This is a genomic window from Pedobacter psychrodurus, from assembly GCF_032678585.1.
GTDB lineage: Bacteria > Bacteroidota > Bacteroidia > Sphingobacteriales > Sphingobacteriaceae > Pedobacter > Pedobacter psychrodurus_A.
Map to the genome: position 1 here is coordinate 15222 of NZ_JAVTSN010000024.1, position 13690 is coordinate 28911.

General features: G+C 40.4%; 12 protein-coding genes. All 12 read left to right on the forward strand.

Annotation, left to right across the window (positions count from 1 at the left end; genetic code table 11):
• The first annotated feature begins 4 nt into the window (after positions 1-4).
• The 12 genes from R2S57_RS16330 (at position 5) to R2S57_RS16385 (ending at position 13677) form a co-directional block, all read left to right on the forward strand.
• Entirely contained in the window at positions 5-961 is a 957-nt protein-coding gene (locus tag R2S57_RS16330) for an NAD(P)H-dependent flavin oxidoreductase (RefSeq protein WP_316846023.1), read from the forward strand.
• Positions 962-1011: 50 nt separating this feature from the next.
• A complete protein-coding gene (locus R2S57_RS16335; RefSeq protein ID WP_316846024.1) occupies positions 1012-1326 on the forward strand; it encodes an acylphosphatase in 315 nt (104 codons plus the stop codon).
• 60 nt (positions 1327-1386) lie between these two features.
• A complete protein-coding gene (locus tag R2S57_RS16340) occupies positions 1387-2874 on the forward strand; it encodes an oligosaccharide flippase family protein (RefSeq protein ID WP_316846025.1) in 1488 nt (495 codons plus the stop codon).
• 61 nt (positions 2875-2935) lie between these two features.
• Positions 2936-3367, forward strand: coding sequence for a dUTP diphosphatase (gene dut / locus R2S57_RS16345; protein ID WP_316846026.1), 432 nt, complete (start codon positions 2936-2938; stop codon positions 3365-3367).
• Between the two features lie 53 nt (positions 3368-3420).
• On the forward strand, positions 3421-5118 hold the full coding sequence (locus R2S57_RS16350) for a tetratricopeptide repeat protein (protein WP_316846027.1): 1698 nt from the start codon (positions 3421-3423) through the stop codon (positions 5116-5118).
• Positions 5096-5887 (forward strand): DUF4292 domain-containing protein, encoded by a 792-nt coding sequence (locus R2S57_RS16355; RefSeq protein WP_316846028.1) that lies wholly within the window; start codon positions 5096-5098, stop codon positions 5885-5887. Before R2S57_RS16350 ends, R2S57_RS16355 begins: the two co-directional genes overlap by 23 nt.
• 184 nt (positions 5888-6071) lie before the next feature.
• On the forward strand, positions 6072-7367 hold the full coding sequence (locus tag R2S57_RS16360; protein WP_316846029.1) for a murein hydrolase activator EnvC family protein: 1296 nt from the start codon (positions 6072-6074) through the stop codon (positions 7365-7367).
• A gap of 46 nt (positions 7368-7413) precedes the next feature.
• A complete protein-coding gene (locus R2S57_RS16365) occupies positions 7414-7779 on the forward strand; it encodes a twin-arginine translocase TatA/TatE family subunit (protein WP_316846030.1) in 366 nt (121 codons plus the stop codon).
• 11 nt (positions 7780-7790) lie between these two features.
• Positions 7791-7991: a twin-arginine translocase TatA/TatE family subunit gene (locus R2S57_RS16370; RefSeq protein ID WP_029287719.1), complete on the forward strand. Its 201-nt coding sequence runs from the start codon at positions 7791-7793 to the stop codon at positions 7989-7991.
• Positions 7992-8009: 18 nt separating this feature from the next.
• Positions 8010-9428: an Asp-tRNA(Asn)/Glu-tRNA(Gln) amidotransferase subunit GatA gene (gatA, locus tag R2S57_RS16375; RefSeq protein ID WP_316846031.1), complete on the forward strand. Its 1419-nt coding sequence runs from the start codon at positions 8010-8012 to the stop codon at positions 9426-9428.
• Positions 9429-9549: 121 nt separating this feature from the next.
• Positions 9550-10953, forward strand: a complete 1404-nt coding sequence (locus R2S57_RS16380; protein ID WP_316846032.1) for a lytic transglycosylase domain-containing protein — start codon at positions 9550-9552, stop codon at positions 10951-10953.
• Between the two features lie 201 nt (positions 10954-11154).
• Positions 11155-13677, forward strand: a complete 2523-nt coding sequence (locus R2S57_RS16385) for a phosphocholine-specific phospholipase C (protein ID WP_316846033.1) — start codon at positions 11155-11157, stop codon at positions 13675-13677.
• The last annotated feature ends 13 nt before the right edge of the window (positions 13678-13690 follow it).

Below are 13690 nucleotides of genomic sequence, written 5' to 3' on the forward strand. Positions count from 1 at the left end.
CCTTATGAACCCAATCTCTAAACTTTTAAATATTAAATACCCAATTATTCAGGCCGGAATGGTGTGGTGCAGCGGTTGGAAATTAGCCTCGGCAGTTTCTAATGCCGGTGGCCTTGGCATTATTGGCGCGGGATCTATGTATCCTGATGTTTTAAGATTACACATTCAAAAATGTAAATTGGCTACTGATCAACCGTTTGGCGTGAATATTCCCTTGCTTTACCCGAATATTCAGGAAATTATTGATGTAGTAATTGAGGAAGGAGTGAAAATTGTGTTTTCTTCTGCCGGAAACCCTGCAACATGGACCAGCGTTTTAAAAGCAAAAGGAATTACCGTTGTACATGTAATTGCGAATACAAAATTTGCTTTAAAGGCGCAGGAGGCTGGCGTTGATGCTATTGTTGCCGAAGGTTTCGAAGCCGGCGGACATAACGGTAGAGAAGAAACCACCACCTTGTGTTTACTCCCCATGATAAAGCAGGCAGTTACCATTCCTGTTATTGCTGCTGGTGGCATTGGAAGCGGAAAATCGATGTTGGCTGCTTTTGCTTTAGGGGCTGATGCTGTTCAGATCGGGTCGGCCTTTGCTGTGGCTGAAGAATCATCTGCCCATCCTGCATTTAAAAATAAAATTATTTCGGCTGTTGAAGGCGATACCAAACTGGCGATGAAAAAGCTGGTTCCGGTAAGGTTGTTGAAAAACGAATTTGCTGATGCAGTATCGATCGCAGAAGCTGGGGGAGCAGACAGAGTCCGCTTGATGGAGCTTTTGGGCCGGGCGAGGGCAAAGGCAGGGATGTTTGAAGGCGATATGGAAGGCGGAGAACTAGAAATCGGCCAGGTATCGGCAATGCTCAACGCAATCAGGCCAGCAAAAGAAATTCTTGAGGAGATATGGACAGATTTTAAATCTGAATTGGCAAGATTTAACAGTTTACATAATGAATTGGATTTTTAAACATTCCTAAACACAATTGCTTTACTAACTTTGCAACAATAAATTTTAACATGAGCGAAAGAAATGTAAAGTCCCCTTCAGGGGATTTAGAGGTGAAACACCTCAATATAATCGTAACGGGTAAAGTACAGGGAGTTGGTTTTAGGGAAACGACCAAAATTATTGCCAACCAGATGATGGTAACCGGTTTTGTTAGGAACGAAAAAGACGGTTCGGTATACATCGAGGCCGAGGGAGAAGCTATTTTTCTCGAGGAATTTGTAAACTGGTGCCAAGAAGGACCCGATCGTTCGCGGGTAGAAAATGTTGCGGTGACCGAAGGTGAAGTAAAAAACTATCGTAATTTTGAAATCTTAAGAAAGTAGTACGTAGCGAGACTCAATAATGTTCTCATATCTTGATACTTTTATCCTTGATTATAACGAATGTCTGTATATAAAAAGTTTCTTGGGCAAACCATGGTGTATGGTATCAGTACCATTGCCTCCCGTTTGCTCAATTTCATCCTAACGCCAATATTTACCAGAAGTTACGGTGCAAGCGCACTGGGTGTTTTTACCAAAATGTACGCTTATGCTTCCATGATCAATGCCATACTGGCCTTTGGAATGGAAACCACTTTTTTTAGGTACCTCAATAAACACGAAGATAAAAAACAGCAGGTTTACAATAATTCTTTTTTGATTGTTGCTTTTATTTCTACGTTATTTTTAATCAGTGGTCTGGTTTTTACCGAGCCGATAACCAAATGGCTGTTAAACAGTAACATGTCACACTATCAGGATCAGAAGCGATATGTTCAGTATTTTCTTTGGCTCCTGTTTTCAGATGCCATTTGTGTAATCCCCTTTGCCAGGATCAGGGCAGACGGGAAACCTTTTAGATATAGCATCATTAAATTTGTAAACATATTAAGTTATGTACTCTTAAGTCTGTTTTTTATTTATGGTATCCCGTTGATTATCAAACATGATCTGCCGGGGGCTGCCTTTTTTCAAAGCTGGTTTCGCGATAAATGGGTTGGTTATGTATTTATCGCCAACCTGGCCGCTAGCGGACTTACCTTTTTGCTTTTGGTCCCCGAATTTTTAAAGGTTCAGTTTAAATTCGATAAAGATCTGTTTAAAAAGATGCTTTCCTACAGCTGGCCTGTTTTGGTTGCAAATTTATCTTTTATCATTAATGAAAACTTGGATAAAATACTTTTAGACCGTTATACTACAGAGGCTGAAGTAGGTATTTACGGAGCGGTGTGTAAACTGGCCATATTCCTGAGTATTTTCAATATGGCTTTCAGGTTAGGCGCTGAACCATTTTTCTTCAGTTATGCAAAAAACGAAAATGCAAAAGTTACCTACGCAAAAATTTTGGAGTATTTTGTAATTGCCCTCTCCATCCTCTTTGTGGCACTCACAGCAAATATCGAAATTCTTAAATATTTTATTAGCCGTGACGCCAAACATCTGGCCGAGTATTGGGTAGGTTTGCCTGCAGTACCCTATTTATTGGTAGGATACGTATGTTTAGGGATTTATATGAACCTTTCCATTTGGTACAGGTTATCCGACCAAACCAGGTTCGGATTATATATATCATTAGTGGGCGCGGTGATCACCGTTGTTTTCAATATTATACTGATTCCAAAATTTAGTTACATGGGTTCTGCCTGGGTTTCGATGGCAACTTATGGAACAATGATGATTATCTCCTACATCCTAGGGCAGAAATATTATCCAATCCCTTATAACCTCAAAAAGATTTTAGCTTATTTAATCATTTCAATCATACTGGTGTTCTCTTCATTTTTTATCTTTAACCGGAACATTTATATTGGCAATGCCATGTTAGTCGCTTTTGTGGCTGGGATAGCCTATTTTGAAAAGAATGATTTAATGAAAATCTTAAAAAAATAAAGGATTTCAGGTTGCTGATTTTGTCTAAAATCTCATATCTCCAATCTCACATCTAATAAAAATGGAAATAAAAATTATCAATATCTCCGAACATCCACTTCCACAATATGAAACCGCACATGCGGCTGGTATGGATCTGAGGGCTGCATTAACTGAAGAAATCGTATTAAAACCTTTACAGCGGTTGTTGGTGCCAACGGGATTGTTTATCGAACTACCAATTGGGTACGAGGCACAGATCAGACCTCGAAGCGGCCTGGCTTATAAATATGGCATTAGTATTGTAAACTCACCGGGTACAATTGATGCCGATTACCGTGGGGAAATAAAAGTTTTATTGGTAAATTTATCAGACACAGATTTTAAAATTATTAACGGCGATCGGATTGCGCAAATGGTTGTGGCCAAACACGAAACCGTGAGCTGGAAATCTGTTGAAGAACTGGGAGAAACGGCACGTGGTGAAGGTGGTTACGGACATACAGGTAAATAAGCTTGGAGTTCGCAGTTTTCAGTTCGAGTTAATTTTTGGAGTGATAAAATGATATGAAATACAAAATACATTTTCTTATCGGAGCTACTTTATTTAGTTTCAAGGCCTTTGGTCAGGGTGTAGTTACACCAGCCACCAACCGCGATAGCAATATGGTAAAACAATTGTTTTTTGCTGGCCTGCGCGAGAAAATGTCTGAAAACTATACTGTTGCCTCAACCAATTTCAACAAAATTGTAGGTTTAGATCCTAATAACCATGCGGCCTATTTCGAGTTGGCCAACGCAAATCTGCGTCTGGATAAACTTACAGAAGCCGAGCAAAACATAAAACAGGCCATCAAATTAAATTCAGGCAACTTATGGTACTGGCGCCTGCTTGGAGAGGTATATAAACGCAATAATAAAATGCCTGAGCTTATTGAAGTGTTTAATCAGTTGATCCGCCTAGACCCGGAAAACGACGCCTATTATTTTGATAAAGCCAACGCTCAGTTTTTGGCCAACCAGCTCGATGCTGCAAAAAAGACCTACGATGAAATCGGGGTTAAATTTGGCGAATCGAGAGACCTGGTGAATGCGAAAAAACGCTTTCAGGCCAACGGGAGCGCCACAGAAAGTGATATTGTGAAATTGTTGGAGGGCAACCAGGCCGATGTAAAAAATTATCTTTATGCGGCAGGCCTGCTTTTGCAGAAAGGAAATGATCCTGAAGCTTTAAAAGTATTAAGCAAAGCACAGCAGTTAGAGCCTAATAATTTTGAGGTAAACCTAGCCCTGGCCGACATTTACCGCCGGCAAAAAAATGACGATGCGGCCTTTGCCTCATTAAAACTTGCTTTCGAGAGCGCTGAAATGCCATTGACAGAAAAAGTGAAGATCATAGCGGCCCTTTTTCCAAAACTCAATCAGCCCGTTGTAGCTAAAAATGTAACCGAACTGAGTAAACTGGTTGCCGAAAAAAATCCTAGTGATGCCAAAGCTTTGGCGCTTTATGGCGACGTGTTGTATCAGCAGAATAATTTAAAGGATGCTTTAATACAATATCAGGCCGCACTAAAACTCAATGAACAAATTTACGTGGTTTGGGAACAGGTCATTAATATTCAAACCTTGCTTGGACATTATGATGAAGCCATAAAAGTGGGCGATGAGGCCTTAACCATCTATCCCAACCAGGCCAGTTTGTACTATTATATGGCCTATGCCCTTTTTAAAACAGGCAAATATGAACCTGCTCAAAGCAATCTGAAAACCTCGCTGCAGTTGGATGTGGAGAACAAGAGCCTTCAGGCGCAGATTTATGCCTTACAGGGCGATATCTACATCAGTCAGAATAATTTTGCATCCGCTAAAACGGCCTTCGAAAAAGCCATTTCATTGGAGCCGGATAATTACCTCATCATGAATAATTATGCCTACTATTTAGCGTTAAGAAATGATGATTTGGCAAAGGCGGCAAAATATGCAGAAACAGCGGCCAACGGAATGCCCAATAATCCATCGGTTACCGATACGTATGCCTTCATTCTGTTTAAGCAACAGAAGTACGATCTGGCAATAACGTGGATAGAAAAGGCCTTGCAAAACAATAGCAATAAAAACGGTGTTTACCTGGAGCGATATGGAGATATTCTTTTTATGAAAGGTGAAAAGGATGCCGCGTTAATCCAATGGCAAAAGGCAAAGGAAGCTGGAAATGGATCAGAAGTATTAATTAAAAAGATAAATGAAAAGAAGTATTTTAAATAGCGTAATCCTATTCGGGGCTGTAGTTTTTGTTTCGGCATGTAAACCTAAAAAAGAAATTGTGGTAGTGCCGCCAACAAAAGTGGAAACCAAAACGGATAACTCCAAAGCAGAAGCCCTAACGTTATTAAATAACAAACAACTGAAATTTAATACCCTTTCGTTAAAAGCCAAAGCCACTTTGGATATTGCTGGCGATGCGAACGATGTAACCATGAATTTCAAGATGAAAGACAAGGAGACCATCTGGGTAAGCATCACGGCTTTAGGTGGGATGGCAGAGGTTGCAAGGGCTTTAATTACACCTGATAGCATTAAGATTATGAACCGAATGAAAAGCGAATATTTAAAAAAGCCTTTCAGCTATATATATAATTTTACCAATAAACAGGTTAATTTCAATACTTTACAGGCCATTTTAACCGGTAATGCCATGGGTGAGTTTTTAACCCCGCAATCGGATGTGAAACAGGAAAATGGTGTTTGGGTCGTTTCGGGGAGCAAATCTGAACTGGATTATAAACTGCTTTTCAATACGCTTTTTAAAGTTGCAGAAACAAATTTAAATGATGCGAAAAACGGTCAGGCCTTAAAAGTGACCTATACCGATTATCAAAAATTAAACGAATCTTTATTCCCTAGTGCCTTACAGATCAAAACGCTATCCAAAGCGAAAAAAATAAATATCGACCTCCAGTTTGTGAAAATTGATGGCAATGTTCCTGTCGATTTTCCGTTTAATGTACCAAAGAGATTTACAGTTGTAAAATAGTACTTCAATTACAGTTCAATATTTATAATGGTTTGCCAAAGAGATCTGCAGTACTGCAACAGTCTGTTTGGCAATCTTTGTATTGTATGAAGATTAAGTGAAGACGGTTCTGTAATAAGTGATTATGACTTTAGTATCTCGATTTTAGTACTTTTTACTGTAAAATTTTTATACTTTTGGCTTAATGAAGCTACAAAAACTCCTATTTATCCTTTTTTTAAGCGTGTTAACCCTTTCGGCGGTTGCACAAACTGAAAGTCAGCTCAGAAGGAAAAAAGAAGCTATACAACGCGAAATCGAACAGCTTCAAAAGAATTTAAACAAAACTGCAAATGGTAAAAAGCTTACTTTACAACAGATTAATACCATAAATGCCCAGATACGTTTGCGCCAGGATAAAATTGGAACAATCAATTCTGAAATAAAAAATCTGGATAACCAAATCTCTCAGAACACAAATACCGTACATACGTTGCAGGGTCAGCTAGGCGATCTTAAAAAAGAATATGCCGGGATGATCCGCTTTGCACAAAGGAACAGGAACTCATACGATAAAATGATGTTCATTTTTGCGGCCAAGGATTTTAATCAGGCTTATAAAAGGATCAAATATTTACAACAGTTTAGTCAGTATAGAAAAAAACAAGCTGGTTATATTGAAAATACACAGCAAGACCTGAATGGCAAGATAAAAGTGCTGGATAAAACGCTCAGGGAAAAAAGTGATCTGTTAAAAGAACAGGAAAGAGAGCGCGAGCGTTTGGGTAAAGATAAAAGTGAACAATCTTCAGTGTTAAATAAGCTGAGCAAGGATGAAAAGCAGTTTAAGCAGGATATTACCAGTCGTAAAAAACAGCAGGCCCAGATAGATCGGGCCATTAGTGCGGCAATTCAGCGGGCAATTGAAGAAGCAAGAAGAAAGGCTGCTGAAGAGGCGAGAAGAAAAGCAGCTGAGGAAGCACGGATTGCAGCAGCGAAAGCTAAGGCTGAAAATAAACCGGTACCAACAGCACCAACTCCACCAGCTGCTAAGGCAAAATCGACAGGAGAATTACTCACAGCAACACCGGAGGCTGCCAGATTATCTGCAGGTTTTGAAAATAATAGGGGCAAGTTGCCTTGGCCGGTAGCAACCGGAACCATAACAGAAAGGTTTGGTTTGCATAAGATCGATCAGGCAAGTTACACCAATGATGGTGTTGATATTACCACAGCTGACGGGGCTGCCGTTAGAGCTGTATTTGCAGGTAAGGTTGCGGCTGTTCAGGTGGTGATGGGCAGAACCGTAGTATTGATCAACCATGGAGAATATTTTACGGTATATCAAAACTTAAAATCAGTTAGTGTAAGTGTTGGTAATTCTGTAGATACCAAACAAACCATTGGAGTAGTTGCAAATACAGGAGATGATGCTGTTTTGAAGTTCCAGATCAGAAGAGGACAAGCGGCTTTAAATCCAGAGGCCTGGATTAGTAAATAAAAGAATAGTTTTTAAAATGTATATATTTGTATAAATTATATTAGTGATGTATCAAGGCACGTTATTAGAGTTTTTAAACATGGGTGGATCCGAGATCGTGCTCATTTTAGTGGTGGTTCTGTTGTTGTTCGGAGGTAAAAAATTACCCGAACTGGCAAGGGGATTAGGGAAAGGGATCAGAGAATTTAAAGACGCCTCTGACGGTGTGAAGCGTGAAATTCACAGAAATATTAATGCTATGGACTTAGATAAAGAAGAAGCGGAAGAAACAGCTGTAAATACCCATAGCCAACGTCATCACCCAACAGAAGAAGAAACGCCTGTTGATGAAAAGGTTGAGGCAAGTGCGCCACATATCGATCTGGCAAAGCCTACTGACGAAAAAATTGTAACTGACAAAGAAAAAGTTTAAACAAAAAAATCATGTTAAATACAACAATAGCAGCAATGCTTGGAACACCAGAAATTATCATTATTGCGGTAGTGGTATTGTTATTATTTGGTGGTAAAAAAATTCCTGAACTGATGAGAGGTTTAGGTAAAGGTGTTAAAGAATTTAAAGATGGTAAAGATGGCGTTGATGGGGAACAAGTAGATCCATCTAACCGTGATAAAACCGTTTAATTGCAATAATTTTTAGTTTTGAAGAAATACAGCTCTCTTAAAGAGATACAGTCGCTTATTTCGCAAAAGCAATTAACTTTACCCGATTTATTGGCTTATTATTTTAAGCAAATTGAAAAAAATGAACACCTCAATGCATTTAATGAGGTGTTTTTTTTGTCGGCCGAAGCTCAAGCAAAAGCGATACAGCAAAAGATAGAAGAAGGTACCGCAGGTAAGCTTGCAGGTATGGTGATTGGCATCAAAGATAATATCTGTTATGAAGGCCATATTGTTACCGCTTCGTCAAAAATGCTCGAAGGCTTTGTCTCGCCATATTCATCTACCGTTGTAGAACGTTTATTGCAGGAAGATGCCATTATTATTGGCCGTTTAAACTGCGATGAGTTTGCCATGGGTGGCTCTAACGAGACCTCGTTTTACGGGGCCGTTAAAAATGCAGCCAATCCGGAGCTTGTTCCGGGAGGATCTTCCGGTGGTTCGGCTGTAGCGGTTCAGGCCGATATGTGTTTGTCTGCGCTGGGTACCGATACCGGAGGTTCTGTGCGTCAACCAGCTGCTTTTTGCGGCCAGATTGGACTAAAACCTACTTATGGACGGATTTCGAGATATGGAGTGATTGCTTATGCTTCCTCTTTTGATCAGGTTGGCCCAATTACTTCTTCAGTAACCGATGCCGCAATACTTTTACAGGTTTTGGCCGGTGCCGATGATCATGATTCAACGGTTTCACCTTTATCGGTTCCTGATTATCCAGCTCAGCTTGGCGAACAAAAAAAACAAAAAATAGCCGTTTTAAGGGAAACGATAGAAAGCGATGCGCTTGATCCTGAAATTAAAACAGCAATTTTAACATCAATAGAAAAACTAAAAGCAGATGGACATACGGTTGAATATGTGTCGTTCGATCTTTTAGATTATCTGGTTCCGGCCTATTATATTTTAACCACAGCTGAAGCCTCTTCAAATCTTTCGCGTTACGATGGTGTACATTATGGTCACCGCAACATGGAGGCGAAGTCATTAAACGAATTGTACAAGTTATCCAGGGCCGAAGGTTTTGGTGAAGAAGTAAAACGCCGCATCCTTTTAGGTACTTTTGTACTGAGTGCCGGATATTACGATGCCTACTACCAGAAAGCACAGCAGGTACGCCGTTTAATCAGAGAGAAAATGGATGTTTTATTCCAGGATTATGATTTAATTCTTTCTCCAGTGGCACCAACAGCTGCATTTAAAATCGGCGATAATGTGCAAGATGCACTGGTCATGTATATGGCCGATATTTTTACCGTGTTGCCATCTTTAAGCGGAAACCCGGCCATTGCTTTGCCTTTGGGCAATAATGAAGCGGATTTGCCGTTAAGTATTCAATTTACAGCCAAACATTTTGAGGAAGATAAGCTTTTAGCTTTTTCTCAGGCTTTTTTAAAATAGGCATTAGCTCGTTGAGCTGTGTGCAGTAACCGTCATGCTGTCCCGATATTTCGGGCTCAGCATCTGGACAACAGATTCTGGATCAGGTTCGGACTGGCGGTGCTGAATAAACCAATAGCCCATGATTAAAAAATTACTTTTTGCTTCAATTTGTGCTTGCTTAGGATATATTTCTTCCGCTTCTGCGCAACAAACCCTCAAATTAGATAGTCTTCCGAAGGTACAAAACAACATCTTTATCAATACCGATACCGTAGCGGTACCTTCAGTTTCTGAAAACCCATTAACCATGGGGCAGAACTTTATCTACAAGCTCAGGCTCGATTCTATCGCAAAAACAGTACCCCTTCCTTACAACGAATATGTTCAGCAGTATATCGATATTTATGCCAAGCGTAAAGATATGTTCGGCAAAATGATCGGCCTATCGAGTTATTACTTTCCGATTTTCGACAAAGCCTTAAAGGATTATAACATCCCGCAGGAAATAAAATATTTAACCATTGTAGAATCGCAGATGAACCCACATGCCATTTCTAGAGTGGGTGCCACAGGAATCTGGCAGTTTATGTTTGGAACTGGCAAGGCTTATGGTTTAAAGATGGACAATTTTGTGGACGAACGGAAAGATCCTATCCAGGCCAGCTATGCTGCGGCAGCCTATTTTAGGGATGCATTTGAAGAGTTAGGCGATTGGCTTTTGGCCATTGCAGCATACAATTGTGGCAAGGGCAATGTAAACCGTGCGATTGACAAAGCAGGATCGAGGGACTTTTGGGTAATCAGACAGTTTTTACCTAAAGAAACCAGAAATTATGTGCCTGCATTTATTGCAGCTGTTTATGTAATGAACTATTCGGGCAAACACCAGATTACGGCACAAGCTTCGAACATGTTTTTAAAAACAGACACCGTTCAAACGACTCGTTTTGTTTCTTTATCTACCCTGGCCAAAGTGCTCAACATAGAGGAAGAAGCAATCATGGCATTAAACCCATCCTACAAGAAAAAGATTGTAAACGGCACGGATGATGAACCCAAGCGTATTGTGATGCCCAAATTGAGGGATGCCGATTATGCTGGTATTTATGATGTATTAAACAACCAGGAGGTTGAAGGAAACATGAAAGTTGTTAATGCCAATACCGATGATGTAAGGGATTTAAGAAAGAAAAAAATTAAAAGCATCACCAGCTCTTCGGTAGTATACCATAAAGTGACCGCAGGCCAAAATTTAACAACCGTTGCCAATAAATACGGCGTGGAAGTGCAGGATCTGAGGGTTTGGAATGGTTTAAAAAGTAAAACCCTAGTACCAGGGCAACGATTAAAGATCTATGCCAAAAACCGCACACCGTTAAAAGCGCCGGCATCATTTTTAAGCTACAAAGTTAAAACTGGCGATACCTTATCTGAAATTGCCGAGAAGTTCGATGGCGCTACCGTACAAACGATCAGAAGAGATAACCGTCTATCAAAAGCGGGCTTGCAAGTGGGTATGGTTTTGAAGATTAGCAAGGGATAAGTTATATATGTAATCGTCATTTCTACCGCAGTGGAGAGATCTTTAAAATGATGTGCACAAATTTCTCTCCCGAATCTTCGGGATTGCACTCCGGATGACAATTTACGATAACCTGTAACAATAATATTGGTTTACATTTAGTTAACGCTTACTTAACTTGAAATAAGTTAACACAAGCTAAACTTGCCTTAAATTAAAAAAATGGATACCAGGCGGGAGTTTCTTCGTAAATCTTTATTACTTTCTGGCGCAACGGGTATAGCTACCGTGATGCCATCATCAATTCAACGTGCATTAGCGATCGATCCGGTTGCTGGCAGTACTTTTCTGGATGCAGAGCACGTTGTGATTTTAATGCAGGAAAACCGTTCATTCGATCATACTTTTGGAAGTCTGCAGGGTGTACGTGGATTTAACGATCCAAGGGCCATTATGCTTCCAAACCAAAAACCGGTTTGGTTCCAGACCGATGCTGCTGGAAATACTTACGCACCTTTCCGTTTAAATATTAAAGATACCAAAGTAACCTGGATGGGCTCTCTGCCGCATTCGCGTGCCAGCCAGGTGGACGCCAACAATCAGGGCAAATACGACCAATGGCTAACGGCAAAGAAATCTGGAAATAAAAATTATGCGTCGATGCCACTGACCCTGGGGCATTATATCCGTGAAGATCTTCCCTTTAATTATGCCTTAGCTGATGCATTTACCATCTGCGACCAGAATTTTTGTTCGGCAATGACGAGCACTACGCCCAACCGCTCTTTCTTCTGGACAGGGAAAATTACCCACGAAGAAAATGGAATCCCGAAAGCCAATATCCGTAATGACGATTTTGCCTATGGTAAACAACCATGGAAAACTTTTCCTGAACTACTGGAGGAGAATAAAATTGCATGGAAATTTTATCAGAACGAAACCAGTTGCGGAGGTGGTTTTAAAGGCGAAGAAAGAGCCTGGCTTTCGAATTTCGGCTGTAATCTCCTGGAATTCTTTAAAGCCTATAATGTTAAGTTTAAAGATAGATATGTAGAAAACCTGCAGAAGCTGGTTGATACCCTGCCAGCGGAAATCAATAAGCTGCAGGAAGCAAGTCCGTCGAGCGATGCTGCTGCAAAGAAAATCCAAACGGATCTCAAAAATAAAATCAAAGCCCTGGATGATGCTGCAACAGAGCTTGAGCAATGGAGCAAGAAAAATTTCGATAAACTCTCCCAACAGGAAAAAAGTTTGTTTTACAATGCCTTTGTAGTGAATCAAAATGACCCCCATTTCCGCAATATATCAACAATTGCATACGATGATAATGGCGAAAAACGTGAAGCAACCGTACCAAAGGGGGATATTTTACATCAGTTCAGGGATGATGTGAACAGGGGGAAACTGCCTACGGTTTCCTGGCTTGCCGGACCACAGAATTTCTCTGATCACCCAAGTGCGCCATGGTACGGCGCCTGGTATATTTCAGAAGTAATGGATATTTTAACCAAAAATCCTGAAGTTTGGAAAAAGACCGTCTTTATCGTTACCTACGATGAAAATGATGGTTATTATGACCATGTTCCGCCATATTCCATTCCCGATGAGAATAAACCAGAAACTGGAAAGGTTTCGAAGGGAATTGATACTGAAATTGAACACGTGCGTTTGGCCAATGAGCTTAAACAGGGTGTACCCGAAAAAGGAGCCCGGGAAGCACCGATCGGTTTAGGCTTTCGTGTACCAATGGTTATTGCCTCACCATGGAGCCGCGGCGGTAAAGTATGTTCTCAGCTTTTCGAGCACACATCTACTTTACAGTTTTTAGAGGAATTTGTAAATAAAAAATATAAAAAGAACATCCGTTTGGATAACATTAGCGAATGGCGCAGAACCATTTCAGGTAATTTAACCTCGGCATTTGCTCCTTTCGATCCCAAATCGGAGAAATTACCCTTCCTTAACCGCAATACATTTGTTGAAGGGATTTTTAACGCGAAATTTAAAGTGGAACCAAAAGGTTTTAAAGTAATTTCAGATCAGGAAATCAATAAATCGGGAGCTAGTGAGCATTTAATGTCGCAACAGGAAAAAGGGATCCGGAAATCCTGCGCCATACCTTATCAATTATCGGCAAATGGATCATTTGATCGAAATAAAAAAGCTTTTCAAATCAGAATGGCTGCCAGCAACCAGTTATTTGGGAGTCAGGCAGCGGGTTCACCTTTTACGGTATATGCGCCAGCTAAATTTAAAGCAGATGGCGGGCAGGAAGAAATCTGTAAAAATTGGTCTTTTGCGGTTAAGGTAAATGATGAACTGCAATATCAGTGGCCGTTAAATGCGTTTGAAGATGATCGATATCATTTACGGTTAAACGGGCCAAACGGTTTTTACCGCGAATTTATCGGTTCTGCCGGGGATCCGTTAATCAGCATCACAGCCGAAAACGAGCTGAACCGATTAACAAAAGGTGCGACTGGAAACATGAGGTTAACAATTAAAAATACAGGCAAAGGTATAGTAAAAATTAACCTGAACGATTTAGGTTACAAAACGAACCATCAACAAAAGAGTATTGCGGCAAATGCCGAAACAGTTCTCGTGCTCGATTTAGAACCGAGTTACGGTTGGTACGATTTCGAGATCAAAAGTGATGCTGATCCATTATTTACACAACGTTTTGCCGGTAGGGTAGAAACAGGCAAGGAAAGTTATACCGATCCGGTTATGGGAAGGGTATAAGCTAATAATGCAT